19 protein-coding genes and 1 tRNA gene are annotated in these 26,501 nt (G+C 60.6%); 15 read left to right on the top strand and 5 right to left on the bottom strand.

Going from position 1 to position 26,501, the window contains the following annotated elements; genetic code table 11:
• Nucleotides 1-54: 54 nt before the first annotated feature.
• Both NYP16_RS03300 and NYP16_RS03295 read right to left on the bottom strand, forming a co-directional pair.
• Nucleotides 55-1,323 (bottom strand): low temperature requirement protein A, encoded by a 1,269-nt coding sequence (locus NYP16_RS03300; RefSeq protein ID WP_274942686.1) that lies wholly within the window; start codon nucleotides 1,321-1,323, stop codon nucleotides 55-57.
• Nucleotides 1,324-1,598: 275 nt separating this feature from the next.
• Nucleotides 1,599-1,685, bottom strand: a tRNA-Leu gene (locus NYP16_RS03295).
• Between the two features lie 185 nt (nucleotides 1,686-1,870).
• On the opposite strand from NYP16_RS03295, the gene NYP16_RS03290 reads away from it, so the two are divergent.
• The 5 genes from NYP16_RS03290 (at nucleotide 1,871) to queG (ending at nucleotide 11,248) form a co-directional block, all read left to right on the top strand.
• Nucleotides 1,871-2,836 carry a complex I NDUFA9 subunit family protein gene (locus tag NYP16_RS03290; RefSeq protein ID WP_274942685.1) on the top strand — a complete coding sequence of 322 codons (966 nt, stop codon included), beginning with the start codon at nucleotides 1,871-1,873 and terminating at the stop codon, nucleotides 2,834-2,836.
• A gap of 399 nt (nucleotides 2,837-3,235) precedes the next feature.
• Nucleotides 3,236-4,696 carry an NAD(P)-dependent oxidoreductase gene (locus NYP16_RS03285; protein WP_274942684.1) on the top strand — a complete coding sequence of 487 codons (1,461 nt, stop codon included), beginning with the start codon at nucleotides 3,236-3,238 and terminating at the stop codon, nucleotides 4,694-4,696.
• A 17-nt stretch (nucleotides 4,697-4,713) separates the two neighbouring features.
• Nucleotides 4,714-9,264 carry a glutamate synthase large subunit gene (gene gltB, locus NYP16_RS03280; RefSeq protein ID WP_274942683.1) on the top strand — a complete coding sequence of 1,517 codons (4,551 nt, stop codon included), beginning with the start codon at nucleotides 4,714-4,716 and terminating at the stop codon, nucleotides 9,262-9,264.
• A gap of 100 nt (nucleotides 9,265-9,364) precedes the next feature.
• The gene (locus tag NYP16_RS03275; RefSeq protein WP_274942682.1) at nucleotides 9,365-10,033 is read left to right on the top strand and encodes a glutathione S-transferase family protein; all 669 of its coding nucleotides are present in this window, start codon (nucleotides 9,365-9,367) and stop codon (nucleotides 10,031-10,033) included.
• Between the two features lie 63 nt (nucleotides 10,034-10,096).
• Nucleotides 10,097-11,248 carry a tRNA epoxyqueuosine(34) reductase QueG gene (gene queG, locus NYP16_RS03270; protein ID WP_274942681.1) on the top strand — a complete coding sequence of 384 codons (1,152 nt, stop codon included), beginning with the start codon at nucleotides 10,097-10,099 and terminating at the stop codon, nucleotides 11,246-11,248.
• On the opposite strand, the gene NYP16_RS03265 is transcribed toward queG, so the two are convergent.
• Nucleotides 11,238-12,068 carry a tetratricopeptide repeat protein gene (locus NYP16_RS03265; protein ID WP_274942680.1) on the bottom strand — a complete coding sequence of 277 codons (831 nt, stop codon included), beginning with the start codon at nucleotides 12,066-12,068 and terminating at the stop codon, nucleotides 11,238-11,240. The genes queG and NYP16_RS03265 overlap by 11 nt on opposite strands.
• Before the next feature lie 81 nt (nucleotides 12,069-12,149).
• Here NYP16_RS03265 and NYP16_RS03260 point away from each other — a divergent pair, with 81 nt between their 5' ends.
• Complete coding sequence (locus NYP16_RS03260; protein ID WP_274942679.1) at nucleotides 12,150-13,016, top strand: SDR family oxidoreductase; 867 nt, start codon at nucleotides 12,150-12,152, stop codon at nucleotides 13,014-13,016.
• Here NYP16_RS03260 and NYP16_RS03255 read toward each other — a convergent pair.
• Complete coding sequence (locus NYP16_RS03255) at nucleotides 13,002-13,766, bottom strand: alpha/beta fold hydrolase (RefSeq protein WP_274942678.1); 765 nt, start codon at nucleotides 13,764-13,766, stop codon at nucleotides 13,002-13,004. The genes NYP16_RS03260 and NYP16_RS03255 overlap by 15 nt on opposite strands.
• Before the next feature lie 94 nt (nucleotides 13,767-13,860).
• Here NYP16_RS03255 and NYP16_RS03250 point away from each other — a divergent pair, with 94 nt between their 5' ends.
• From NYP16_RS03250 to infC, 3 genes are all read left to right on the top strand, one after another.
• Complete coding sequence (locus NYP16_RS03250; protein WP_274942677.1) at nucleotides 13,861-15,000, top strand: glycosyltransferase family 4 protein; 1,140 nt, start codon at nucleotides 13,861-13,863, stop codon at nucleotides 14,998-15,000.
• 361 nt (nucleotides 15,001-15,361) lie between these two features.
• Nucleotides 15,362-17,332: a threonine--tRNA ligase gene (thrS, locus tag NYP16_RS03245; RefSeq protein WP_274942676.1), complete on the top strand. Its 1,971-nt coding sequence runs from the start codon at nucleotides 15,362-15,364 to the stop codon at nucleotides 17,330-17,332.
• Between the two features lie 154 nt (nucleotides 17,333-17,486).
• On the top strand, nucleotides 17,487-18,056 hold the full coding sequence (gene infC, locus NYP16_RS03240) for a translation initiation factor IF-3 (protein WP_274942675.1): 570 nt from the start codon (nucleotides 17,487-17,489) through the stop codon (nucleotides 18,054-18,056).
• Nucleotides 18,057-18,251: 195 nt separating this feature from the next.
• Here the strand turns inward: infC and NYP16_RS03235 are convergent, their stop codons facing one another.
• Nucleotides 18,252-19,136 (bottom strand): TraB/GumN family protein, encoded by an 885-nt coding sequence (locus NYP16_RS03235; protein ID WP_274942674.1) that lies wholly within the window; start codon nucleotides 19,134-19,136, stop codon nucleotides 18,252-18,254.
• Between the two features lie 239 nt (nucleotides 19,137-19,375).
• Between NYP16_RS03235 and rpmI the strand changes: the two genes are divergently transcribed.
• The 6 genes from rpmI to lepA all read left to right on the top strand — a co-directional run bounded on the left by rpmI (nucleotide 19,376) and on the right by lepA (nucleotide 26,499).
• Nucleotides 19,376-19,573, top strand: coding sequence for a 50S ribosomal protein L35 (rpmI, locus tag NYP16_RS03230; RefSeq protein WP_274942673.1), 198 nt, complete (start codon nucleotides 19,376-19,378; stop codon nucleotides 19,571-19,573).
• 12 nt (nucleotides 19,574-19,585) lie between these two features.
• Nucleotides 19,586-19,951 (top strand): 50S ribosomal protein L20, encoded by a 366-nt coding sequence (gene rplT / locus NYP16_RS03225; RefSeq protein ID WP_274942672.1) that lies wholly within the window; start codon nucleotides 19,586-19,588, stop codon nucleotides 19,949-19,951.
• Nucleotides 19,952-20,076: 125 nt separating this feature from the next.
• The gene (gene pheS / locus NYP16_RS03220) at nucleotides 20,077-21,153 is read left to right on the top strand and encodes a phenylalanine--tRNA ligase subunit alpha (protein ID WP_274942671.1); all 1,077 of its coding nucleotides are present in this window, start codon (nucleotides 20,077-20,079) and stop codon (nucleotides 21,151-21,153) included.
• Nucleotides 21,154-23,544 carry a phenylalanine--tRNA ligase subunit beta gene (gene pheT, locus NYP16_RS03215; RefSeq protein ID WP_274942670.1) on the top strand — a complete coding sequence of 797 codons (2,391 nt, stop codon included), beginning with the start codon at nucleotides 21,154-21,156 and terminating at the stop codon, nucleotides 23,542-23,544. It abuts the gene before it with no gap.
• Between the two features lie 123 nt (nucleotides 23,545-23,667).
• Nucleotides 23,668-24,645, top strand: a complete 978-nt coding sequence (locus NYP16_RS03210) for an SAM-dependent methyltransferase (RefSeq protein ID WP_274942669.1) — start codon at nucleotides 23,668-23,670, stop codon at nucleotides 24,643-24,645.
• 51 nt (nucleotides 24,646-24,696) lie between these two features.
• Complete coding sequence (gene lepA, locus NYP16_RS03205) at nucleotides 24,697-26,499, top strand: translation elongation factor 4 (RefSeq protein ID WP_279347104.1); 1,803 nt, start codon at nucleotides 24,697-24,699, stop codon at nucleotides 26,497-26,499.
• Nucleotides 26,500-26,501 lie beyond the last annotated feature (2 nt).

Below are 26,501 nucleotides of genomic sequence, written 5' to 3'. Positions count from 1 at the left end.
AGATCACTTCACGCCGAGAGGGAACCAGTTCTGTTATGCCCCCCCCTAACACGGCTAAGGCCCTGTCCGTTGCGCCGCGCTCTTAAGCGCCTCCGCCTCGTGGCGATGACCGAGAATTTCATAGCCGACGACCGTCACGGCTGGCGCCAGCATCAGAATAACAAGGCAGACCGCCATATCCACACCGGACAGGGCAGCGAGAACCGCGACCAGCACCACTGCGGCGCTCGCAAACAGCAACCATGCCTGGAAGGCGTTAAAACGGCGCAGCAGATGGTAATGAATCGCATAGATCGAGCCCAGAAACACGCTGACCGGAATGGCGGTACTGAGCAGGGTCACGACTGGACCGATCTGGGTCTTGTGATGAATAAAATAGGCCGCCACATGCAACCCGGCGCCCGTCGCGACGATGGCCGCAATGATCACAATCTGGCCGTAGCCCCAGCCGAAAGCCCGATTGCGGTTCGCATGCAGCACCTGAGCCGACGGCAGCAGGTAATAAACCCACCAGATGCCGAACGTCAGCCCCATACCTGCAATGCCGACCAGCGCCGCGTCCATGGTCCAGCCCTGCTCCTCCACCACCGCCGATAAGGTCGCGACCGTCCCCACGACCCCTTCGCCAAGGGCGATGATGGCGAACAGGCTGTAGCGCTCGGCAATATGATGGGCGTGCCAGGGGGTGCCGCCATCCTTGCCCTCCGCGATCACCGGCCCGGACATTTCGATGAGTGCAAGAAGACAGGAGAGCATAATGCTCGTGTCGACGGAGAAGTCCGCAATGAGCTGTGCCACCCAACCAACCTGCGCGATCGAGATGGCGACGGCATAGGTGAGGCAGGTACGGCGGCGGGCGGGATCCTGCCTGGCTGCCCGCAACCATTGGAAAATCATGGCGCCGCGCATGATCACATAGCCGAGCACCATGATCGAACTGTCGAGATGCGCCCCCTGATCGATGGATTTGAACATACGCGGCAGGCCGATCGCCAGCACCAGCACACCAATCATCTGCACCATGGTGACGACACGGAAAATCCAGTCGTCGGTATCATAGGCCGAGGCGAACCAGGAGAAATTGATCCAGGCCCAGCAAATGGCAAAGGTCGCGAAGCCGAAGCCGATCAAGGCCACAGCATAATGCCCCTCCGCCATCACATGGGCGAGCTGAGCGGCGGCAAAGCCGAAGGTTGTCGCAAACGTCAGGTCGAACAGCAGCTCAAGCGGAGTCGCGACCCGGTGCGCCTCATGCGGATCGCGGCCGCTCATCCCCTGAGCATGATGGTGAAGCGTTTCCGGGCTCGGCGTCGTGGTGCTCATGCAGGGTCTCCCGTGCGTGCTCCAATTAGATTGCAGTCAGTCCCAATGCCGCGCAAGACCGACCATATCCTGTCATAAACACCACTCGACAGGAACTGCCAGCCCGACACAGACGGCCATTATGCTTGCCGCCGTATCAGAGTCAGTTGGATAGGGATTTTATTGGTTTGGGACAGGCCGAAGTTCTCAGAACCAGCTGAGACTTTGAACAGCTCTATACGTCGGGATACGTTTTCTGCAAAACACGGAAATCATAAATGATCTCAACGTGTTAATGGTGCCCAGGAGAGGACTCGAACCTCCACGCCCTTGCGAGCGCTAGCACCTGAAGCTAGTGCGTCTACCAATTCCGCCACCTGGGCACTTCAGATCGTGATCAGGGAATTACTGGGCGCGCCCCTTAATGTCAAGCGTTCTCCATAAGGATTTTTCCTTGTCCCTGCAAAACGGGCATATTGCCCTAGAGTCCTGGGTGTTTTTTTGCTACCAGTCGGCTCTCGGATACTCGCGGCCCGATCGCGGTCGCTTCACAGGAAGGACACGACCCATGGCTGGACGCCCCATGACTGGACAGCTTGTGACGGTTTTCGGCGGTTCGGGGTTTCTCGGGCGCAGCATTGTCAAGCGCCTGGCGGAAGCCGGGAGCCGCGTGCGCGTTGCCGTGCGTAACCCGAATTCGGCCCTGTTCCTGAAGCCCATGGGCTCGGTCGGCCAGATCCAGATCGTTCAGGCCAATATCCGCCATCAGGGTTCGGTGGCCGCCGCCGTCGCCGGGGCTGACGCGGTTATCAATCTTGTAGGCGTGCTTTATGAAAGCGGTCCTCAGAGTTTCGCGGACATCCACAGCGCAGGCGCCGCTCATGTGGCAGCCGCCGCGACCGCCGCCGGGGTCAAGCGGCTGGTGCAGGTGTCGGCCCTTGGCGCCAATCCACAGTCAGACTCGGCCTATGCGCGAACCAAGGCCGCAGGCGAGAGCGCCGCGCGGGAGGCTTTTCCCGGCGTCACCATCCTGCGCCCGAGCGTGGTGTTCGGCCCTGATGACAATTTCCTCAATCGCTTTGCCCGTCTGGCCAAATTTACCCCGGCCCTGCCGCTGATCGGCGGCGGCAAGACCCGGTTTCAGCCGGTCTATGTGGGTGATGTGGCCGAGGCCGTGGTCACCATCCTGTTGCGCCCGCAAACAGCAGGCAAGACGTTTGAGCTCGGCGGTCCGCGCGTCTATAGCTTCCGCGAGATCCTGACCTATCTGCTGAAGGAAATCGGGCGCGAGCGGATGCTGATCAGCCTGCCCTTCGGCCTGGCCCGGTTTCAGGCCGCCTTCCTTGGCCTGCTGCCCAAACCGCTTTTGACCTTGGATCAGGTGCGCCTGCTTGCCCACGACAATGTGACGAGCGGGGAGACCGCAGGCTTTGCCGAGCTTGGCATCCAGCCCACCTCGCTTGAAGTCATTGCCCCGACCTATCTCGGCCGTTACCGCAGCAAGGGCGAATTTGCTCCGCTCCGCGCGCACTGAACCGAGCCGACTCCGAGACATATCTTGTAAGTATTCGCAAAGCAGCGTCCCCCGGAACCGGAGGACGCTGCTTTGCTATGCGCAGGGTGATTCGCCGCTCCATATCCCCGTGCTGGATAACAATATTTCAATATAGTATCGTTTCGGACCTATTATTCAGAAAGACACACGACAGAACCCGCCATTTTGCCCGCAAAAACAACATTCGAAGATTAATAGGTCTCATATACTGACCTATTGAACGATTTTTGCTTTGCGATGGCTTTTTTCGTTGATATACTGCGCAGGCCCAATCAATGCGAGGGCGCAGAGAAATCAAAAAGCTTAAAAAAATAGATCTACAAAATCTGGATCGGACCGGACCGTGCAAACGGTCCGGTCAACAGACGGAAGACCCCGATGGCGCAGAAAATGCTAAAATTCGTCTCCCTCGCCCAAGCCATGCCCGACAAACGCAAGGCCACGGACCGGACGAATGACTTTCAGGAGATCTACCAGCGCTTCGCCACCGACAAGGCAAGCGAACAAGCCTCACGCTGTTCGCAATGCGGCATCCCCTATTGCCAGATCCATTGCCCGCTGCAGAACAATATCCCCGACTGGCTCAAGCTGACGGCTGAAGGCCGGCTTGAGGAAGCCTATGAATTGTCGAGCGCGACCAATACCTTCCCCGAGATGTGCGGCCGCATCTGCCCGCAGGATCGGCTGTGCGAAGGCAATTGCGTGATCGAAAAGGATTTCAGTTCCGTCACCATCGGCTCGGTCGAAAAATACATCACCGATACCGCCTGGGAAAAAGGCTGGGTCAAGACCTTTGCCCCCAAAACCGAAAACGGCCTGTCGGTCGGCATCATCGGCGCCGGCCCGGGCGGCCTCGCCGCGGCCGAGAGCCTGCGCCGCAAGGGCTATGCCGTCCATGTCTATGACCGCCATGACCGCGTTGGCGGATTGCTGGTCTATGGCATCCCGGGCTTCAAGCTTGAAAAGGACATCGTGCTCCGCCGTCAGAAGCAATATGAGGATAGCGGGGTTCAGTTCCATCTCAATTTCGAAGTCGGCCGCGACGCCACGCTGCAGGATCTGCGCGCCCGCCATGACAGCGTCATCATCGCCACCGGCGTCTATAAGGCGCGCGATGTTCAGGTGCCGGGCGCGGGACTGAAGAATGTGGTCGCCGCCCTCGATTATCTCATCGCCTCGAACCGCAAAAGCCTCGGCGATGCCGTGCCTGCGTTCGACAGCGGCGCGCTTGATGCCAAGGGCAAGCATGTGGTCGTGATCGGCGGCGGCGACACCGCCATGGATTGCGTGCGCACCGCCGTGCGTCAGGGTGCGCTTTCGGTCAAATGCCTCTATCGCCGCGACAAGGACAATATGCCGGGCTCCATGCGCGAAGTCGCGAACGCCGAAGAAGAAGGCGTCGAGTTCGTCTGGCTGTCAGCTCCCCTGGGCTTCACCGGCAAGGATGGGCAGGCGAAAGATGGCGCGGGCGACGTTGCCGGCGTGATCGTCCAGAAAATGCGTCTCGGCGCGCCCGACGCAACCGGCCGCCGCTCGCCCGAACCGATCAAGGATCACCACGAAACCATCCCGGCCGATCTGGTGATCAAGGCCCTTGGATTCGATCCTGAAAATCTGCCGGTACTGTTCAAGGCCCCGGAGCTCGCGGTCACCCGCTGGGGCACGGTGAAGGCCGATCACAGCACCGCCATGACCAATCTGGATGGCGTGTTCGCCGTCGGCGATATCGTGCGCGGCGCGTCTCTGGTGGTCTGGGCCATCCGTGACGGACGGGAGGCGGCGACGAGCGTTCACCAGTATTTACAGGCGCGGGCCAGCCTCAGGGCCGCAGCCGAATAATTCCAAGACCACGGACAATGACAGAGAAAACCGACATGAACGGCTTTGAAATGGTTGCCTGGATGGAAGCCGAACGCGAGCGGCTTGCGCGTGACGGCATGTATGATCCGGCGGATGAGCATGATGCTTGCGGTGTCGGGCTTGTGGCCTCGATCGATGGCAAGCCGAGCCGTCGGGTGGTGCAGAGCGGAATCGATGCCCTGAAAGCCGTGTGGCATCGCGGAGCGGTGGATGCCGATGGCAAGACCGGGGACGGCGCCGGGATCCATGTGGCCATCCCACAGGACTTTTTCCGCGAGCAGGTCTCGCGCGCCGGGCATAAGGCGAAGGACGGCAAGCTTGCCGTCGGCATGATCTTTCTGCCGCGTACCGACATGGCGGCGCAGGAAACCTGCCGCGCCATTGTCGAAACCGAAATTCTGGAGCTTGATTATTACATCTATGGCTGGCGTCAGGTGCCGGTCAATGCCTCAGTCACCGGGGAAAAGGCCAATGCGACCCGGCCGGAAATCGAACAGATCATCATCGGCAACCATAAGGGCGTCGATGACGAGCAGTTCGAACGCGAATTGTATCTGATCCGCCGCAAGATCGAAAAAGCGGTGCTGGCCGCGCATATCAAGGACTTCTACGTCTGCACGCTCAGCTGCCGGTCGATCATCTATAAGGGCCTGTTTCTCGCAGAACAGTTGTCGGTGTTTTATCCCGACCTGCTCGACGAACGCTTCGTGTCGAATTTCGCCATTTATCATCAACGTTATTCGACCAACACCTTCCCCACCTGGTGGCTCGCGCAGCCGTTCCGCATGTTGGCGCATAACGGCGAGATCAACACCATTCGCGGCAACCGCAACTGGATGCGCAACCACGAAATCAAAATGGCCGCCATGGCCTTTGGCGAATATTCGGACGTTATCAAGCCGGTCATCCCGGCGGGCGGATCGGACAGTTCATCCCTGGATGCCGTGTTCGAGGTCATGGTGCGCGCGGGGCGTACCGCGCCGCTTGTGAAAACGCTGCTGATCCCGGAAAGCTGGTCGAAAAAGACTTCATCCATGCCGGATGCGCACCGCGCCATGTATGCCTATGCGAACTCGGTCATGGAGCCGTGGGACGGCCCGGCGGCGCTGGCTGCCACTGACGGTCGCTGGGTGGTTGCGGGGCTCGATCGCAATGGCCTGCGCCCCATGCGTTACACCATCACCACCGATGGTTTGCTGGTCGTCGGCTCGGAAACCGGCATGGTGCTGGTGCCTGAGGCGCAGGTGAAGGAAAAGGGCCGCTTGGGGCCCGGCCAGATGATCGGTGTCGATCTTGAGGAAGGCCGGTTCTTTCATGACCGCGAGCTTAAGGACAAGCTTGCCGGTGAACATCCCTATCAGGATTGGGTCAAGAATTTCAAAACCTTCGAGGATATCGTCGCGCGCAAGTCGCTGACTGAGACCCCGACCTTCGACAAGGATCGCCTGCGCCGCTATCAGGTGACGGTCGGCATGACCATCGAGGATCTGGAGCTGATCCTTCATCCCATGGCCGAGGACGCGAAGGAAGCCATCGGCTCCATGGGCGACGACACCCCGCTTGCGGTGCTGTCGAGCCAATACCGACCCTTGAGCCATTATTTCCGCCAGAATTTCAGCCAGGTCACCAACCCGCCCATCGATTCCTTGCGCGAACATCGCGTCATGAGCCTGAAGACGCGGTTCGGCAATTTCAACAACGTGCTCGACCAAAGCGAAAGTCAGACCAATGTGCTGGTGCTGAATTCGCCGGTGCTGACCAATGCCGAATATGACGTACTGTTGAAATTCTGGGGCGAAACCGCACAGGTCATCGATTGCACCTTCCCGGTAGACGGTGGCCCGGACGCCCTCAAAGACGCCATGAAGCGCATCCGGTCGGAAGCCGAGGACGCCGTGCGTTCGGGCATGGGGCAGTTGTTCCTGACTGACGAAGGCGTGAACGCCAGCCGCGCTCCGATCCCGATGATTCTGGCGGCGGGCGGGGTTCATTCCCATCTGATGCGTCATGGCCTGCGGTCTTATACATCCATCAACATTCGCTCGGCCGAATGTCTCGATACCCATTATTTCGCCGTGCTGATCGGCGTCGGCGCGACCACGGTCAATGCTTATCTCGCGCAGGAATGCATTGCCGACCGCCAGCGGCGCGGGCTGTTTGGCGATCTCAGCATCGAGAACTGCGCCGAGAATTTCCGCGAGGCCATCAATCAGGGCCTGCTGAAGATCATCGCCAAGATGGGGATCTCGGTCATCAGTTCCTATCGCGGCGGTTATAATTTCGAGGCGGTGGGGCTGAGCCGTGCGCTGGTGGCGGAATTCTTCCCCGGCATGCCGTCGAAAATCTCCGGCATCGGTTTCGCCGGGATGCAGAAAAAACTGCTGGAACAGCATGAAAAGGCATTCCGCGAGGATGTGGTGACGCTGCCCATCGGCGGGCTTTATCGCTATCGCCGGGGTGGCGAGGTGCATTCCTTCGATGGCCAACTGATCCATCTGATGCAGCAGGCGGTGGCGACCGACAGCTATTCGCTGTTCGCGAAATATTCGCAGGCGCTGCATGACATGCCGCCGATCAACCTCCGGGATCTGCTGGATTTCAAAAAGGCCGCGACGCCCACGTCCCTGGAAGAAGTCGAGTCGATCACCGAAATCCGCAAGCGCTTCATCACGCCCGGCATGTCGCTTGGCGCCCTGTCGCCCGAGGCCCATGAGACGCTGACCATCGCCATGAACCGCATTGGCGCGAAATCGTCGTCGGGCGAAGGCGGCGAAGGCTCGGAACGTTATCGGCCGCGTGAGAACGGGGACAATCCGAACTCACCGATCAAGCAGATCGCGTCGGGCCGGTTCGGTGTCACGGCCGAATATCTCAACAACTGCTCGGAAATCGAAATCAAGGTGGCGCAGGGCGCGAAGCCCGGCGAAGGCGGCCAGTTGCCGTCCTTCAAGGTGACGGTGGAAATCGCCCGGCTCCGCCATTCGACCCCCGGCGTCATGCTGATCTCGCCGCCGCCGCATCATGACATCTATTCGATCGAGGATCTGGCTCAGCTCATCTATGACCTGAAGCAGATCAACCCCACGGCGCGAGTCTGCGTCAAGCTGGTCTCCGCAGCCGGGATCGGCACCATCGCGGCGGGCGTGGCCAAGGCCAAAGCCGATGTGATCCTGATCTCAGGCCATTGCGGCGGCACTGGCGCGAGCCCGCAGACCAGCATCAAGCATGCGGGGTCCCCTTGGGAAATGGGACTGTCGGAAGTGCATCAGGTGCTGTCGCTCAATAAATTGCGCGACCGGGTGACGCTGCGGGTCGATGGCGGGTTCAAGACCGGCCGTGATGTGGTGATCGGTGCGCTTTTGGGGGCCGAAGAATATGGCGTCGGCACGGCATCGCTTGTGGCCCTTGGCTGCATCATGGTGCGTCAGTGCCATTCAAATACCTGCCCGGTGGGCGTCTGCACCCAGGATGGCGACCTCCGCAAGAAATTCATCGGCACGCCGGAAAAGGTCGTGAACCTGTTTTCTTTCATCGCCGAGGAAGTGCGTGAAATTCTCGCGAGCCTTGGGGCGCGGACGCTGGACGAGATCATCGGCCGCTCGGATCTTCTGGCTCAGGTGAGCCGCGGGGCCGCGCATCTGGATGACCTTGACTTGAACCCGCTGCTGGCCCGGGCCGATTTCACCCCCGGCGACCGCAAGACCCGCGCGGTCTGGCGCAACCCGGTACCGGATACGCTTGACGCGCAAATGGTTGAAGATGCCCAGGCCGTGTTCGAACATGGCGAAAAAATGCAACTGACCTATACGGTCCGGAACACCCAGCGTGCCATCGGCACCCGATTTTCGTCGCATATCGTGCGCCGCTTCGGCATGACCGGCCTGAAGCCCGGCCATATCACCGTGCGGCTTCGCGGCTCGGCGGGCCAGTCGCTTGGCGCTTTCGCGGTTCAGGGGCTGAAGCTTGAAGTGTTCGGCGATGCCAATGACTATGTGGGCAAGGGATTGTCGGGCGGCACCATTCTGGTGCGTCCCATGACCTCAAGCCCCTTGGTCTCGAACCTCAACACCATCATCGGCAACACGGTTCTGTACGGTGCGACCTCGGGCAGGCTGTTCGCCGCGGGACAGGCCGGGGAGCGGTTCGCCGTCCGCAATTCGGGCGCGACCGTGGTAATTGAAGGCTGTGGCGCCAATGGCTGCGAATATATGACCGGCGGCACGGCGGTGATCCTTGGCGGCGTCGGCGACAATTTCGCCGCCGGCATGACCGGGGGCATGGCCTTTGTCTTTGACGAGGTTGGGAATTTCCACACCTATCTCAATAATGAGACGGTGGTGGCCGAACGCCTCGCCTCAGCTCATTGGGAACAGCAGCTGAAGAACCTCATCACCGAACATTTTGAGGAAACCCAGTCACCGCACGCTGAAAATATTCTCAACAACTGGGATGAAATGCGGCAGAAATTCTGGCAGATCTGCCCCAAAGAAATGCTCAGCCGCCTTGACTATCCGCTGTCGGACAGTGCCGAGGCGCAGATCGCCTGACATCAACCAAGGCGTCTATATTTCGATTTTGGAGAAGTAGGGCTTGCACCTTCTTCTCCAATCTCTTTATATCGGCCTTGAAACATAAAGACGGGCGAGCATGCGCACTCTTTACCACAATTGGTTTTGTCCCTTTTCCCGCAAAATTCGTGTGACCCTTCATGAGAAGGGGCTGGATTTTTCCATGCGGGTCGAGAATGTCTGGGAACGGCGGCCGGAATTTCTGGCGCTCAATCCAGCCTGTTCGGTGCCCCTGTTGCAGGAGCCCGACGGGCATCGCATCGCTGACAATTACGCCATCACCGAATATCTTGAAGAGACCTATCAAGACCAGCCGCTGATGGGGTCGACGCCCGAGGAGCGGGCCGAGGTGCGACGGCTTGTGGACTGGTTCGACAGCAAATTCCACCGCGAGGTCGGGCATTATCTGATTTCGGAAAAAATCCTGAAGCGGCTGCTGCGGCACGGCTCACCCAATTCGGACGCCATCCGCGCGGCGTCGCATAATATCCGCATCCATCTGGATTATATCGGCTATCTGGCGGATCGGCGCGACTGGCTTGGCGGCAAGTTCTTTTCCTATGCCGATATCGCCGCTGTCTCCCATTTATCGGTCATGGACTATCTCGGCGCGGTGCCCTGGCACGCCAATGAGTCGGCCAAGAACTGGTACATGCGCATGAAATCGCGGCCTAGCGTGCGGCCGCTGCTGAAAGACGTGATCCCCGGTCTGCGCCCGCCCGCGCATTATGCAGACCTTGATTTTTAAAGGCAGACCATGCCTGACAGCTCCAATGTGTCATTCCCGCGAAAGCGGGAATCCAGTCCATCCATGGATCCCCGCTTTCGCAGGGATGACAAAAAAGACGGGATCAGTGACATCAAGGCACGGATAATTGCCCAGGCTCGTGAGCTTGGGTTCGATCAGATTGGCTTTGTCCGCGCCGATATCGATACCATCCCCGGCGAGCGGCTCGACCAGTTTCTGGCCCTCGGACGTCAGGGCGACATGGACTGGATGACGGAAAAAGCCGACCGCCGCCGCCATCCGCAGGGGCTTTGGCCCGAGGCCCGCAGCATCATCATGCTGGCGGTTAATTACGGACCCGAAACGGACCCGCGCGCCGCCCTCGAACAGCGCGATCAGGGGGTGATTTCGGTCTATGCCCGCAACAAGGATTACCATGATCTGGTGAAAAAGCGCCTGAAGGCGCTGGCGCGCTGGATCCATGGGACCTATAGCGCCGAGGTCAAGGTGTTCGTCGACACCGCACCGGTGATGGAAAAGCCGCTGGCCGAACGCGCCGGGCTGGGTTGGCAGGGCAAGCATACCAATTTGGTGTCGCGGGAACTTGGGTCCTGGACCTTCCTTGGCAGCGTGTTCACCACCCTTGAGATTGCCCCGGACGTCCGCGAGGGCGACCATTGCGGCCAGTGCCGTCGCTGTCTTGACGCCTGCCCCACGGCGGCCTTCCCGGCCCCCTATGAGCTCGATGCCCGGCGCTGCATTTCCTATCTGACCATCGAGGCCAAGGAGCAGATTCCGCCCGAACTGCGGCCGCTTATGGGCAACCGCATTTATGGCTGTGACGATTGTCTGGCCGTCTGCCCCTGGAACAAATTCGCCCGCGCGGCAAGCGAAGCCGCCTTTCACCCGCGTGAAAGCCTGACGGCCCCCTTGCTGCGCGATCTTGCAGGCCTCGATGACGCGGGGTTCCGGGCCTTTTTCGCCGGATCGCCTATCAAGCGCGTGGGCCGCGACCGCTTTACCCGCAATGTGCTGGTGGCCATCGGCAACAGCCATGATCCTGACCTCGCCCCGGCGGCCGAAGCCTTGCTTGGCGACCCCGCGCCGCTCGTGCGGGGCATGGCGGTGTGGGCGCTCAGGCAGCTTTTAAGCGCTGACACCTTTGCAGCGCTTAAGGCCAAACAGCTGCCGCAGGAAGCGGACCCGGACGTCTCAGCCGAATGGCTCAGCCCTTGATCCGCAGCATTTCGAGATTGTCGAGCGCCTGATCGGCGAGATCCGAGCCCGGATCAAAGACCAGCACGTGAATCCAATCGAGCCGCGCGCCGTCATGGTCGCCATCTTCATAGCGGAGATTGCCGCGCTCCATCAGGGCGTCGGCATTTTCGGGGTTGATTGCGAGCGCCCGCCCGAGATCGGCGAGGGCAAGATCCGTTTCCCCGAGCGCCCGGTGCGCCGCCGCGCGCAAGGTCAGAGCGTCGTCCCGCTCGCGGTCGGCCAGGATCACCTGCGTGAGATCGCTCGCCGCCTGTTTGTAATTGCGCAAGGCTGCCGCCGCCAGCGCACGGTCAAAGACCGCATCCTGCGCCAGCACGCTTTTGGCAGGGGCGAGCGCCAAAGCTTCGGTGAACGCCTTATAGGCCCGGTCATAATGTTTCGACAGCATCCAGGCATTGCCGGCCTGATCGCGAAGCCGCGCGGCGAGAAGTGGAGACCCGGTCACACCCTTGGCCTCAAGCCCGCGACCGGAGCTTACATCGCTCGCCGCCTCCTCGAACCAGGCGGCGGCTTCGGGGTAGCGGTCGAGGGCAGCGAGCGCCGCGCCGATGCAATGTTTGGCCGGAACCCCGCCGTCATGATCTTTCCACAGAAATCCAGCCTCAAGGGCGGCTTTCGGGTTGGTTTCCGCCTGCGTAAGACAGGCTTTGTAACGGGCGGCATCCGGGCGGCTCAGATTTTGGAATGGATTTTCATACGCAGGCGCTGGTGCGGACGGTTGCGCCACCGCGCCCGTCGCCAACAATCCGAAAACAACCGCAACCCAGGCTTTGGTCATGACCCATTCCATGTTCACTAATATGCACCGCGCGCTATATATGACATGTGCAGAGAAACTAAGGCAGCAGAAAGGCAGCAGATGGGCGACGCGATGAAACAGGGCCATCTCTTTTGCTTCGGCTATGGCTTGTCGGCGGCGACCCTTGGGCCTTTGCTGTTGTCTGAAGGCTGGCGCGTCACCGGCACCGTGCGCAGCGCCGAAAAAGCCGCTCGCCTTGCCGCACAGGGTGTGACGCCTATGGTCTGGGAGGCCGGAGCCCCGCTGCCCGCTGACGCCCTTGACGGCGTGACCCATATCCTGATTTCGATCCTGCCCGACGCAGGCGGCGACCGCGTTGCCCGCGCGCTTGGGGCCCGAATTGCCACCCTGCCCGGGCTCGAATGGGTCGGCTATCTCTCGACCACAGGCGTTTACGGTGATCGTGGCGGCGGCTGGATCGATGAGGACTCGGACCTTGCCCCGGTCAGCGAGCGCGGACGGCAGCGGTTGCAGGCCGAGCGCGACTGGCAGGGCATTCCCGGCCTGCCGCTTCAGATCTTCCGCTTGGCGGGGATTTATGGCCCCGGCCGCAACCAGCTTGAAAAGCTGCGCGCGGGCACGGCGCGGCGGGTGATCAAGCCTGGCCATCTGTTCTGCCGCATCCATGTGGCTGACGTGGCCGAGGTGCTCCGCGCTTCCATCCGCCGCCCTGATCCGGGCCGGGTCTATAACCTTGCCGATGACGAACCCGCGCCGCCGCAGGACGTGGTGAGTTTTGCCGCCGAACTGCTTGGGGTGCCGCCGCCACCGGCCGAACTGCTTGACGAGGCCGGGATGAGCGAAAAATCCCGCAGCTTTTACGGCGCCACCAAGCGCGTCCATAACGACCGCATCAAATTGGAACTTGGCGTAAAGCTCAAATATCCAAGCTACCGCGAGGGATTGCGCGCCCTAAAGGACGCTTAACTCCTCCACCGCCGCCGAAATCCGCGCGAGATCGGCGGGCGTCGACAGCCGATGATCGCCACCCTTCACAAGCGTCAGCGTCACATCTTCCGACATCAGCCGTCCGATAACCCGGACAGACAACTGCCACGGCACATCGGGGTCCTGATCCCCATGGATAAGCCGCACCGGGCAGGTCACAGGCACCGGATGATCGAGGATAAGATGACGCTCCGCTTCTTCAATCAAGGCCCGGGTGATGACATAGGGCGCATCGCCGTAAGCCGTGGGCTGTTCAAAAAAGCCTTTTGTCTCCAATGCGTGGCGTTCCTCGGCCGTGAAGGACGGGGCCATCAGATCGCGGGTGAAATCCGGCGCGGCGGCGAGCCCCACGAGCCCAACCACGCGCTCCGGCCGCGCCATGGCGGCAAGCAGCGCGATCCAGCCCCCCATGCTCGACCCCACCAGCACCAGAGGCCCTCTGGTCAGCTGATCCATGACCGCGAGCGCATCGTCACGCCAGCGGCCGATGGTGCCGTCGCGAAACTGACCCGAGGAGCTGCCATGCCCGAAATAATCGAATCGGACGAAGGCCTGCCCATGGCCCCGGCAATGAGCCTCAAGCGCCATGGCCTTGGTTCCGGTCATGTCCGACATAAAGCCGCCGAGAAACACAACGGTCGGCGACTTTCCAGCCAGAGCATGGTAAGCGAGGGTAGAATGATCGGGGAGGTTGAGTCGTTGGGGTATAGAGGGAGGTGTGAGGGTCATGAATAGAACTCTTCTCACTGGCCAGATGCCAAGAATGAACGAATCTCCTGAGCAAGGCTCTAGGACAGCTGAGGACGTTTGCCAAGCCCCACGCGTGCTGCACCTGCTGCCGACCCTCGATATCGGCGCGGCGGCACGCGGTACGGCCGAGCTTGCAACAGCGTTATCGCGAGGCGGCGGCCAGCCGATTGTGCTGTCCGAAGGCGGCCGGCTCGTGCCCGACATCCTGCGCGCCGGGGCCCGCCATGTGACCGCCCCCGCAGCGGCCGATGGCGCTTTTGCCCGCGGCCGGCTCGCGCTGCAGATCCGCCGCCTGATCCGACGCGAAGACATCGCCCTCCTCCATGCCCGCAGCCCCGGGACTGCCTGGGCGGCGCGCTATGCCGCGCGGGCAGGCGGGCAGCCGGTCGTGGTGTCTCTCCATGAACATTTCACCCCGGCCAGCCGGCGCGAACGCTGGTATGCCGCAGCCGTTGCCCAGGCCGACCATGTGATCGCCGTCTCCACCTATATCGCCGATCACGCCATCAATGACCTTGGCGTCCCCCCCGAACGGGTGACAGTGATCCCGAGCGGACTCAATCTCACCCGCTTCAACCCGGGCGGTGTTGTGGCCGATCGCGTGATCAAGCTGGCGCAACGCTGGCTGCTGCCGGATGGCGTGCCGCTTATTCTGATGGCGGGCAGCCTCAGGGCCGACAAGGGTCACCGCCTGCTGATCGAGGCTTTGGCCCATCTCGGCGAGCGGCCCTTTGCCGCCCTGATGATCGGCGACGACCAGAACGACGACAAAGCCACCCAGCGCTATATCAAGGACATGGAAGATCTGGCGCTGTCCCGTGGGCTTGGCGGCAAAGTCCGCTTTGCCGGGTTCTGCGCCGACATGCCCGCCGCCTATATGCTGGCCGATGTGGTGGTCAACCCAAGCCTGCTGCCGGAAGCCTTCGATCTCACCGCCGCCGAAGCCCAGGCCATGGGCCGCCCGGTGATCGCCGGAAACCATGGCGCCACGTCGGAGATCATCCTGCCCGATCAAACCGGCTGGCTGATCAAGCCAAACAGCGCCCATGCCCTCGCCACGGCCATTGAACAGGCCATCTCCATGGATGTCCCCGCACGCGAGGCCCTCGCCCTCATGGCCCGGGAGCGCGTCAGCCGCCAGTTTTCCATCGACCGCATGTGCGCCAAAACCCTCGCCCTCTACCGCAGCCTGCTCGACCGCCGCGCGGGGTGAGTGGGGCACATACTCGACAGTGTGACTCCGTTCGTGCTGAGGAAGCCCCGCGAGGGGCTGTCTCGAAGCACGTAGCCGGGTTGCCGGCCCTTCGAGACGCCCTTGCGGGCTCCTCAGGGCGAACGGAGTGTGGGGTATATCAAACTGTCATGCCCGGGCTTGACCCGGGCATCCATGGGGCGTGCAATGTCCGGCGGACAGATGGATTGCCGGGTCAAGCCCGGCAATGACAAATAAGTACTTGTCCGCCCGTGCAGATCCCCTTTGCTTGACAGGCGGTAAAATCATTATACTTTCGCCGATTGTGCCCCACTTTGCCGGGCAGTTGAGCATAAGCCACGCGGACATTGGACAGATGAACATGCAAGAGCCCATCCAAGCAGTCGCCATTACCCTGCCGGACGGCAGCGTGCGACGCTATGAGCGGCCGGTTTCCGGCGCGGAAATCGCCGCCGATATCGGCCCCGGCCTTGCGAAGGCGGCTCTCGCCTTGCGCATTGACGGCGACGTCAAGGATCTGACCCATGTCATCACCCGAGACACCGCCCTGTCCATTGTCACCCGCAAGGACGAGGACGCGCTTGAATTGCTGCGTCATGACGCCGCCCATGTGATGGCCGAAGCAGTCAAGGAACTGTATCCCGAGACCCAGGTCACCATCGGCCCGGCCATCGAGAACGGGTTCTATTACGATTTCGCCCGCAAGGAGCCCTTCACGCCCGAAGATCTTGCCGCTATCGAGCAGCGCATGCATGACATCGTCACCCGCGACGAGGCCATCACGCGCGAGGTCTGGAGCCGCGATGACGCTGTGGCATTTTTCAATGGCCTCGGGGAAACCTACAAGGCCCAGATCATCGCCTCGATCCCGGCTGATCAGGATGTGTCGCTCTATCGTCAGGGGGAGTTCATCGATCTTTGCCGTGGGCCGCATCTGCCGTCCACGGTCAAGCTTGGTCATGCCTTCAAACTGATGTCGCTGGCTGGCGCCTATTGGCGTGGCGACTCGAAGAATGAGATGCTGCAGCGCATCTATGGCACGGCCTGGCGCGATGAAAAGGAACTGAAGGAATACCTCCATCGCCTGGAAGAAGCCGAACGCCGCGATCATCGCAAGCTCGGCAAGGAAATGGATCTTTTCCATCTGCAGGAAGAGGCCCAGGGGTCGGTGTTCTGGCACCCGAAGGGCTATGTGGTCTGGCGGGCGCTTGAAAACTACATCCGCCGCCAGCTCGACCGCGCCGGCTATGTGGAGGTGAAAACCCCGCAGCTCATGTCGGCCAAGCTTTGGGAACAGTCGGGCCATTGGTCGAAGTTCCGCGAAAACATGTTCGTGGTGCCGGATGAAATCCCGAGCACCGAGGAAGACGCCCCGATCATCACCGGTGACGCCGAATTCATGGCGCTCAAACCCATGAACTGCCCGGCCCATGTGCAGATCTTCAAGCAGGGCCAGAAAAGCTATCGCGACCTGCCGCTGCGGATGGCTGAATTCGGCTGCTGTCATCGGAACGAGGCCCACGGCGCGCTCCATGGCATCATGCGCGTGCGCCAGATGACCCAGGATGACGCCCATATCTTCTGCCGCGAGGATCAGGTTGGTTCGGAGACCCTCGCCTTCTGCAATCTGTTGCAGGAAGTTTACAGTGACCTCGGCTTCGACAATGTGACCGTGCATCTCGCCACCCGTCCCGATGTGCGGGCCGGGGACGATGCCTCCTGGGATCGTGCTGAACGCGCCCTTGAGGATGCTTTGAAGGCCACCGGCCTCGCTTACATCATCTCGCCGGGCGAAGGCGCGTTTTATGGTCCGAAGCTTGAATTCCATCTGAAGGACGCCATCGGCCGCTCCTGGCAATGTGGCACGCTTCAGCTTGATTCCCTGATGCCGGAACGGCTTGACGCGAGTTATGTGGGCGAAGACGGCAATAAACATCGCCCGATCATGCTGCATCGCGCCATCCTCGGAACGCTTGAACGGTTCACCGGCATTCTGATCGAACATTACGCCGGACGCTTCCCCATGTGGCTCGCCCCGGTGCAGGTTGTGGTGGCGACGATCACCTCCAAAGCTGATGACTATGCTCTTGATATCCTTGCGCAATTGAAGGCTGCGGGCGTGCGTGCCGAAGCCGATGTGCGCAACGAGAAAATCAATTACAAGGTCCGCGAACATTCACACGCCAAGGTGCCGGTGATGCTGGTGGTGGGTGAACGCGAAGCCCAGGAACAGAAGGTCTCGGTACGCCGTCTTGGCAGCCAGGACCAAGAAACCCTTGCGCTTCAGGCCATGTTGGATAGACTGACTATCGAGATCGCTCCCCCGCGCTAAATATGATGGTGGAGAGCGTGTGACGAAAAGGCAGCTCGTTTTAACCGGTTACAGTAACCGAAGGTAAAGCGAGAGGCCTTTTTGGCATGCGAACGGCAAGCGCACCGTGGATCACAGCGCGCATTGGAATCACATAGGAGATTGTCGTAAACACATGCTGCGACCCGATTCAGGACCAAGCTTCTCCCGCAAGGGACCGGCCGGCAACCAACCTCCCGCTCAGCAGGGCCCCCGCGTCAACGAACAGATTCGCGTTCCGAAAGTTCGTCTGATTGACGCCGAAGGTGAAAACCACGGCGTTGTCGATATTCGTGCAGCACTGGAGATGGCCGTCGAGTCTGGCCTTGATCTCGTAGAAATCTCGCCTGGCGCCGAACCGCCGGTTTGCAAGATTCTCGATTACGGCAAGTATAAATACGAAGCCCAGAAAAAAGCCAACCAGGCGCGCAAAAATCAGAAGGTCATCGAGATCAAAGAGATCAAGATGCGCCCGATGATCGATACCCATGACTATGAAGTCAAAATGCGCGCCATCAGCAAATTTCTCGGCGAAGGCGATAAGGTCAAGGTGACCCTACGCTTCCGTGGTCGCGAAATGGCCCATCAGGACATCGGTCTTGAACTGCTGCGCAAGGTGCAGACCGAAGTCGGCGAAACCGCCAAGGTCGAACAGCATCCGAAGCTTGAAGGCCGCCAGATCATCATGGTCCTCGCGCCGAAGTGATCTTCGTGAGCTGAGACGTTATAGGAAAAGCCGCCCGGTTAGGGCGGCTTTTTTGTTGCGGAGTTGTGGTCTTCGTTTTTCTGCGGTGCTGCGGCCAGATGGATTGCCGGGTCAAGCCCGGCAATGACATGAGAAGTGTTTATTTGTCATTGCCGGGCTTGACCCGGCAATCCATCTTGGGGCCGCGACGGCTCTCTACTGCCGCCGCACCTTCACGCCGGCTTTTTCTAGCTTGAGGATGACGCTGTCCGGGCCGACGAGATGGGCGGCACCGACGACCAGCAGGTGATGGCCCGGCTTGGCCATGAGGGCGCGGATTTTTGGTACCCAGTTGTCGTTCCGCTTGACGATGACCAGGTCATAGAGCGCCTGGTTGGTCTTCACCTCATCCACAAGCAGCCGTTCGAGCGTCTTCAGATCGCCATGGGTCCAGGCCCCGGTGAGCTTGTCGAGGGTCTGTTTGACGTCGTCATTCTGGCGCATGGTGTCTTCGAGCATGGAGAGCTGGACACTCGGGTCGGTCCCGGCCAGCACCATGATCTGCTCTTCGGCGGTTTCGAGGCCGCTGACCTTGAGCCCGCGCAGCTTGGCTTCTTCGGTCAGGGTTTGCTCAACCCCGGATTTCGAGTCGAAGCCCATGCTCTGCACCGCGCCCGAGGCGAGCACCACCGACGCATACCAGGGCCGGAAGCGCTGAATGACCGGCTCCTGAATGCCCATTTTCTGTGCCGCTTCGACCGTATGCTGATAGACGGCGGGCGGCACATTGGCTTTCAGGCTCTGGCCTTCGGGGTATAGCCCGCGCGCCACCGTGATCTCCTGAATCTTTTTATAGGCCGCCGCGTCGAGCACGGTTTCAAGCACCAGATCATCCGACCGCTCAAGCGCGCTTTTGACCGCGCCGTCATACCATTTGGTGCCGGGCTTCAGAAGATGCACCGAGCCGAGGATCTCGACGGTGCCCGGCCCGCCCTCGATCACCCACATGGCGGGCGTCGGGCTCGATTGCCGGGCAGCGGCGGGCGCAATCCCGGCCAGCACAACAAAAGCGCAGAAAAACCAATGAACTGCCCGCTGCATCGCGACCTCATATGGTGAAAGGGGGTCATCTTCATGACATGGGCCGGAATTATAGAGACGCCCAACCGGAGCGCAACCGCAACGCATATGGAGAAGTAGACTTGCGTTTCAAAGCCAATCTGGCTATAACCCCCGGGCTTCTTACGGGTGCGATGGCTGAAAAGGGCATGCCTCCCCACCTCTGAAGTTTATCCCGCCAGGGCCTTAAACCCAGGCAATCATATAAAAAGGATAGCAAAATGCCCAAAATGAAGACCACCAGCGGAGCCAAGAAGCGCTTCCGTCTGACGGCTTCCGGCAAGGTCAAATCTGGCCAGGCTGGCAAGCGCCACGGCATGATCAAACGTGGAAACAAGTTCATCCGCAATCAGCGCGGCACGACGATTCTGTCCGATCAGGACGCTCGGATCGTTAAAATTCATCTGCCGTACGCGTAAGGAGAACCGATCATGGCTCGTGTAAAACGTGGCGTGACGGCTCATGCCCGTCACAAAAAAGTTATTGATGCAGCTAAAGGTTATTATGGCCGCCGGAAGAACGTCTTCCGCGCTGCTGTACAGGCTGTTGAAAAAGGCCTCCAGTATGCTTACCGCGATCGCCGCAACCGCAAGCGCGAATTCCGCGCTCTGTGGATCCAGCGTATCAACGCCGGTTCGCGCCAGTATGGCCTGACCTATTCGCGATTTATGGATGGTCTGAAGAAGGCCCAGATCGAGTTGGACCGCAAGGTTCTCTCCGATCTCGCGATCCGTGAACCGGAAGCGTTCAAGGCTCTCGTCGACCAGGCTCAGGCAGCACTCGCCGCCAAGGCCTAATCACCGACGACGATCCCGAGACATCGGTACAGGACGAAGGAAGGGCCTTCCCCGCAAAGGGAGGTCCTTTTTTCTTTTCCGAGACGTCATAATAAGACGTGATACCCAACTAGCAGGGCGAACCCATGAGTGATTTGCAAAAGCTCGAAACCGAGTTGCTGTCGGCGGTCGATGCAGCGCCAGACCTTGATGCGCTTGAAGTGGCCCGGGTGGCCGCTCTGGGCAAAAAAGGGCGCGTATCCGAGCTGATGAAGCAGCTTGGCGGCATGAACCCGGACGAGCGCAAGACCTTTGGGCCGCTCTATAACGGTCTCCGCGACATGGTGAGCGAGGCTATCTCGTCCCGCAAATCGCTTCTGGAAAGCGCGGCGCTTGACCAGAAGCTCGCGTCCGAGCGGATCGACGTCACCCTGCCCGCGCGCCCTGAAGTTTTTGGCTCTATCCACCCGGTGAGCCAGGTCATGGACGAAGTCATCGAGATTTTCGCCGATCTTGGGTTCGCCGTCGCTGAAGGCCCGGAAATCGAGGATGATTTCCATAATTTCACCGCGCTCAACATCCCGGAATCGCATCCGGCGCGGCAGATGCATGACACCTTTTACATGCGCCCCGGCCCGGACGGGAAAGCCAAGCTTCTGCGCACCCATACTTCGCCGGTGCAGATCCGCACCATGATGAGCGAGACGCCGCCGATCCGCATCATCGCCCCCGGCCGCACCTATCGCTGCGATTCGGACGCGACCCATACCCCGATGTTCCATCAGGTCGAAGGTCTGATCATCGACAAGACCACCCATATGGGCCATCTGAAGGGCATTCTTGAAACCTTCGCCAAAGCCTTCTTTGAAGTCGACAATGTACGCATGCGGCTGCGCCCGAGCTATTTCCCCTTCACCGAACCGTCGGCTGAGGTCGATATCGGCTGCAGCTTCAAGGGCGATGAAATCGTTCTGGGCGAGGGGGATGACTGGCTTGAGATTCTCGGCTGCGGCATGGTCAATGCCCGCGTGCTCGAAAGCGTCGGGCTTGATCCCAATGAATATCAGGGCTTTGCCTTTGGCTGCGGCATCGACCGTCTGGCCATGCTGAAATATGGCATCCCGGATCTGCGCCAGTTCTTTGAATCCGATCTGCGCTGGCTGAAACATTACGGCTTCGCGGCCCTCGACATTCCGGCCCTCGCCAGCCGGGGAGTAAAATAAATGAAACTGACGCTCAACTGGCTTAAGGACCATCTCGACACCACCGCCACGGTCACGGAGGTCGCTGAAAAGCTGACCGCTGTCGGGCTTGAGGTTGAAGAGATCATCGATCCGGCCGCGAAACTCGCGCCATTCATCATCGCCGAGGTGAAAGCCACCGAACAGCATCCGAATGCCGAGCGGCTGCGTCTTTGCACCGTCGACACCGGCACGGAAACCCTGCAGGTGGTCTGTGGGGCATCGAATGCCCGCGCCGGGATCAAGGTCGTGTTCGCCCCGTCCGGCAGCTATATTCCGGGCAGCAAGATGACCTTGAAGCCGACGGAAATTCGCGGCGTGCTGTCCACCGGCATGATGTGTTCGGAACGCGAGCTTGAACTGTCGGAAGAGCATGAGGGCATCATCGAACTGCCCATGGACGCCCCGCTCGGCGGCTCGTTCGCACAATATGCCGGGTTCGACGATCCGGTGATCGATATCGCCATCACGCCGAACCGCCCGGATTGCCTGGGCATCACCGGCATCGCCCGCGACCTTGCCGCCGCCGGTCTCGGGGCCTTCAAATCCCCCGCGGTCGAGCCGGTCAAGGGCAGCTTCCCCTGCCCCGTGCCTGTGCGCATCGAAAGTGACGCCGCCAGCGCCTGCCCACTGTTTGTCGGCCGCCTGATCCGTGGCGTGAAGAATGGCCCGAGCCCCAAATGGTTGCAGGACCGCCTGAAGGCGCTTGGCCTCCGCCCCATCTCGGCGCTGGTCGATATCACCAATTACCTGTGTTACGACCGCGCCCGGCCGCTCCATGTCTATGACGCCGACAAGCTTTCGGGCGGCATTATTGTGCGGTTGGGACGCGAGGGGGAAACCCTCGACGCCCTCGACAACAAGACCTATGAGCTGACCGACCGCATGTGCGTAATCGCCGACGAGGCCGGGCCGCTTGGACTTGCGGGCGTGATCGGCGGGACGCCTTCGGGCAGCACCGAGGGCACTCTGAATGTGTTCGTCGAAGCGGCGCTGTTCGACCCGATCCGCACTGCCGAAACCGGCCGTGCCACCGGCGTGCTGAGCGATGCCCGCTTCCGCTTTGAACGCGGCGTCGACCCTGACGGCACCATCCCAGGCCTTGAACTTGCCACCCGCCTGATCCTTGATCTGTGCGGTGGGGAGCCGAGCGAGCTTGTGATCGCGGGCGAGATTCCGAATGCTACCAAAATCGTGACTTTCCGGCCCGACCGGGTGCGGACGCTCGGCGGTCTCGATCTCCCGGCGGAAAGCTCGATCGCGATCCTCACCTCCCTCGGCTTTACGGTCGAAGGCTCCGGGGCAAGCCTCAGCGTGCGGGTGCCGAGCTGGCGGCCGGACGTCGATGGCGAAGCTGACCTTGTGGAAGAAGTTCTGCGCATCCATGGCTATGACGCCATCCCGTCCGTGCCGCTCGATCGTCCGATGCCGCCGAAAGGCGTTCTGACCTCACGCCAGAAACGTACGCGGCTGGTGCGCCGTACCCTCGCCACGCGCGGGCTGCGGGAGGCGGTGACCTGGTCGTTCCTTTCGGCCAAGGACGCGCAGCTGTTCGGCGGCGGGCAGGATTGCCTGATGCTCGCGAACCCGATCTCGTCCGAGCTTGACTGCATGCGGCCGTCGCTGTTGCCAAACCTGATCGCCGCCCTTGGCCGCAATGCCGATCGCGGGTTCCATGATCTGGGCCTGTTTGAAATCGGCAGCCATTTCGAAAACGACACAGCGGAAGGCCAGATTCTGGTGGCCGCCGGAGTGCGCGGCGGCATGACCGGCGACCGTCACTGGACTGCCAAACCGCAAGCGGTCGATGCCTATGTGGCCAAGGCCGATGTCATGGGTATTCTCACGGCTGCGGGCGCCCCGGTCGACAATCTTGTGACCTCGACCGACAGCCCGTCCTTCTATCATCCGGGCCGGTCGGGCGTGCTGAAGCTTGGCCCGAAGATGCTGGCCCGGTTCGGGGAGATTCACCCGGGCGTGCTCAAGGCGCTTGATGTGGACGGCCCCGTGGTGGCGTTTGAAGTGTTCCTGGACGCCCTGCCGCTGCCCAAGGCCAAAAGCCGATCGCGCGGCCCCCTGAAGGTGTCGGACTTCCAGGCTGTGGAGCGCGATTTCGCTTTTGTCGTTAACCGTGATGTGACCGCCGAAGACATCCTGCGCGCGGCCCGTGGCGTCGACAAAACCCTGATCACCGCCGCCAGCGTCTTTGATGTCTATCAAGGCAAAGGGGTCGAGGATGGTCAGAAATCCGTGGCTATCAGCCTCACCCTGCAGGCTCAGGATCGCACCCTGACCGATCAGGATATCGACGGCGTCGCCAATAAAGTGATTGAAGCCGTGGCCAAAAAAACCAACGCAACCTTGCGCGGTTGATTAAAATTTTTACCAATTATTACCAATTGGATTATAGGCTCGCTCTCCAGGGGGATGGGCGAGCCTATAATTTTTTGTGAATCACCGCTCCTCTCCACTCTAGTGTTCCAGAGAAGAGGCAGCATGAGCAGGTCAAAAGACCCTCTTAAAATATCGCTCTGGACCCGGCTTCGGGTCTGGTGGGAAGGCTATGACATTCGTGATGTCGAAAAGCGCCTTGTGGAACGGGCGCAGAAGGCGGCACAGAGTGAACCTGTCCCTGCCGCACCGCCTGCGGAGATCGATGCCGTGCTTCCTGTCGCTCCCTGGGACAGACGTCGTATCGAAATCGCCCAGTATATTTGGGGCGAAGGCTATTGCGGGCCGGGCGGGCCGGAACATGTCATCGCGCTGTCGAAACTTTTGGCCATGTCACCGGAAATGAGCGCCCTTGTGATCGGCGCCGGACTTGGCGGGCCGTCGCGCGTGCTCGCTCAGGAATTCGGGGTCTGGATCACCGGAGTCGAGGAATCCTCTCAGCTGGCCGAAGCCGGCATGGAGCTGTCGCATCGCGCCGGGCTCGCCAAAAAAGCGGAAATCTGCCATTACGAGCCCAAGAACCCGGAGTTCGATCGCAATTTCGACCGCGCCTTCGCCAAGGAAGCCCTGTTCACCGTCGAGGACAAGGGCGAACTGCTGCTCGCCATCCAGAAAAAGCTGAAAGCCGACAGCCTGTTCCTAATGACCGATTACTACATCTCAAGTCCGGCGGTCATGAGCACCCCGGCGTTCCTTGAATGGCGGGAAAAGGAACCGCAGCGCCCTTACCCCGTCACCGGCGAGGACATGCTTGAACTGATCAAACGGGCGGGCTTCACCGTGCGCGTCAACGAGGACGTCAGCGAGCAATATAACAGCATGATCGCCCGCGCCTGGTCCGAAGCCGACAAGGCCATCGCCAAGCTGCTGTCACAGGGCGAAGAGGGCCGCGCCCTTGTGGATGTTCTGATGCGCGAGGCTGAACTCTGGTCGCGGCGCTCGAAACTTCTTGAAAGCAATGTGCTGCAGGTTCACCGCATCCTGGCTTCGAAAAAAGTCACCAAAACCATGTCCAACTGGTAGACCGCCAAGAAGGCATTGGCGAAGCGCACGCTTGATGCTAAAAGCGCGTCCATGACCGATATTAGCAAGATTCGCAATTTTTCCATCATCGCCCATATCGACCATGGGAAATCGACACTTGCCGACCGCCTGATTCAATATTGTGGCGGGCTGGCTGATCGCGAAATGCGCGAACAGGTGCTCGATTCCATGGATATCGAGCGTGAGCGCGGCATCACCATCAAGGCTCAGACCGTGCGTCTGAACTATAAGGCCGATGATGGCGAAACCTATGTTCTCAATCTGATGGACACCCCGGGCCACGTCGACTTCGCTTATGAAGTCAGCCGCTCGCTGGCCGCCTGCGAAGGCTCCATTCTGGTGGTCGACGCAAGCCAGGGCGTTGAAGCTCAGACGCTCGCGAACGTCTATCAGGCCATCGACAATCAGCATGAGATCGTGCCAGTCCTGAACAAGGTCGATCTGCCCGCCGCCGAACCCGAACGGGTGCGCCAGCAGATCGAGGATGTGATCGGGCTTGATGCGTCAGACGCCGTCATGACCTCGGCCAAGACCGGGATCGGCATCAAGGATGTGCTTGAAGCTTTGGTCCATCGTCTGCCGGCCCCGAAGGGTGACCGCAACGCCCCGCTGAAGGCCATGCTGGTCGATAGCTGGTATGACCCCTATCTCGGCGTCGTCGTGCTGGTGCGGGTGATTGACGGCACCCTGAAGCGCGGGATGAAAATCCGCATGATGGCGGCCGGATCGACCCATACCCTTGAACGCGTCGGTGTGTTCACGCCCAAGCATGAAACGGTCGATATTCTCGGCCCTGGCGAAATCGGCTTCCTGACCGCTGCCATCAAGGAAGTGGCTCAGACCAAGGTTGGCGACACCATCACCGAAGAAGGCCGCCTCTGCGCGCAGGCGCTGCCGGGCTTCAAGCCGGTGCAATCCGTGGTGTTCTGCGGCCTGTTCCCGGCTGACGCCGCCGATTTCGAGCATCTGCGCGAAAGCCTCTCGAAGCTCCGCCTCAATGACGCGAGCTTTGAATTCGAGCCGGAATCCTCGGCTGCCCTCGGCTTTGGCTTCCGGTGCGGCTTCCTTGGCATGCTGCATCTTGAGATCATTCAGGAACGCCTGTTCCGCGAGTTCGATCTCAATCTCATCACCACCGCGCCAAGCGTTATCTACCGCGTTCATCTGACCAATGGCGACATGGTCGAGCTGCATAACCCGGCCGATATGCCCGACCCGGTGAAGATCGAGAAAATCGAGGAACCCTGGATCAAGGCCACCATCTTCGTGCCTGATGAATATCTCGGCTCGGTGCTGAAGCTGTGCGAGGAAAAGCGCGGCAACCAGATCGAACTGACCTATGCCGGCAGCCGCGCCATGGTCATTTATCATCTGCCGCTCAACGAAGTGGTCTATGACTTCTATGACCGCCTGAAGTCGGTCACCCGCGGTTACGCAAGCTTTGACTATCAGATGGAAGATTATCGCGAGGGCGACCTTGTGAAGATGTCCATCCTGGTCAATGCCGAGCCGGTGGATGCGCTGTCGACCATGGTCCATCGCTCCATGGCGGAATATCGAGGCCGGTCGCTGTGCGAACGGCTGAAAGACCTTATTCCCCGCCACATGTTCCAGATCCCGATCCAGGCCGCCATCGGCGGCCGGGTGATCGCCCGCGAGACCATCTCGGCGCTTCGGAAGGACGTGACCGCCAAATGTTATGGCGGCGACATGACCCGCAAGCGCAAGCTGCTGGAAAAGCAGAAAGAGGGCAAAAAGAAAATGCGCCTGTATGGCAAAGTGGAAATTCCCCACGATGCCTTCATCAAGGCGTTGCAGATGGACCGGAAATAACA

The organism is Govania unica (assembly GCF_027920805.1).
Classification (GTDB): domain Bacteria; phylum Pseudomonadota; class Alphaproteobacteria; order Sphingomonadales; family Govanellaceae; genus Govanella; species Govanella unica.
This window is presented reverse-complemented; position numbering and strand designations above follow the sequence as displayed.

Excerpts from the sequence above, each read along its gene's own strand:
- NYP16_RS03300 (WP_274942686.1), bottom strand. The coding sequence starts at position 1,323 with ATGAGCACCACGACGCCGAGCCCGGAAACGCTTCACCATCATGCTCAG.
- NYP16_RS03290 (WP_274942685.1), top strand. The coding sequence starts at position 1,871 with ATGGCTGGACGCCCCATGACTGGACAGCTTGTGACGGTTTTCGGCGGT.
- NYP16_RS03285 (WP_274942684.1), top strand. The coding sequence starts at position 3,236 with ATGGCGCAGAAAATGCTAAAATTCGTCTCCCTCGCCCAAGCCATGCCC.
- gltB (WP_274942683.1), top strand. The coding sequence starts at position 4,714 with ATGACAGAGAAAACCGACATGAACGGCTTTGAAATGGTTGCCTGGATG.
- NYP16_RS03275 (WP_274942682.1), top strand. The coding sequence starts at position 9,365 with ATGCGCACTCTTTACCACAATTGGTTTTGTCCCTTTTCCCGCAAAATT.
- queG (WP_274942681.1), top strand. The coding sequence starts at position 10,097 with ATGGATCCCCGCTTTCGCAGGGATGACAAAAAAGACGGGATCAGTGAC.
- NYP16_RS03265 (WP_274942680.1), bottom strand. The coding sequence starts at position 12,068 with ATGACCAAAGCCTGGGTTGCGGTTGTTTTCGGATTGTTGGCGACGGGC.
- NYP16_RS03260 (WP_274942679.1), top strand. The coding sequence starts at position 12,150 with ATGGGCGACGCGATGAAACAGGGCCATCTCTTTTGCTTCGGCTATGGC.
- NYP16_RS03255 (WP_274942678.1), bottom strand. The coding sequence starts at position 13,766 with ATGACCCTCACACCTCCCTCTATACCCCAACGACTCAACCTCCCCGAT.
- thrS (WP_274942676.1), top strand. The coding sequence starts at position 15,362 with ATGCAAGAGCCCATCCAAGCAGTCGCCATTACCCTGCCGGACGGCAGC.
- infC (WP_274942675.1), top strand. The coding sequence starts at position 17,487 with ATGCTGCGACCCGATTCAGGACCAAGCTTCTCCCGCAAGGGACCGGCC.
- NYP16_RS03235 (WP_274942674.1), bottom strand. The coding sequence starts at position 19,136 with ATGCAGCGGGCAGTTCATTGGTTTTTCTGCGCTTTTGTTGTGCTGGCC.
- rpmI (WP_274942673.1), top strand. The coding sequence starts at position 19,376 with ATGCCCAAAATGAAGACCACCAGCGGAGCCAAGAAGCGCTTCCGTCTG.
- rplT (WP_274942672.1), top strand. The coding sequence starts at position 19,586 with ATGGCTCGTGTAAAACGTGGCGTGACGGCTCATGCCCGTCACAAAAAA.
- pheS (WP_274942671.1), top strand. The coding sequence starts at position 20,077 with ATGAGTGATTTGCAAAAGCTCGAAACCGAGTTGCTGTCGGCGGTCGAT.
- pheT (WP_274942670.1), top strand. The coding sequence starts at position 21,154 with ATGAAACTGACGCTCAACTGGCTTAAGGACCATCTCGACACCACCGCC.
- NYP16_RS03210 (WP_274942669.1), top strand. The coding sequence starts at position 23,668 with ATGAGCAGGTCAAAAGACCCTCTTAAAATATCGCTCTGGACCCGGCTT.
- lepA (WP_279347104.1), top strand. The coding sequence starts at position 24,697 with ATGACCGATATTAGCAAGATTCGCAATTTTTCCATCATCGCCCATATC.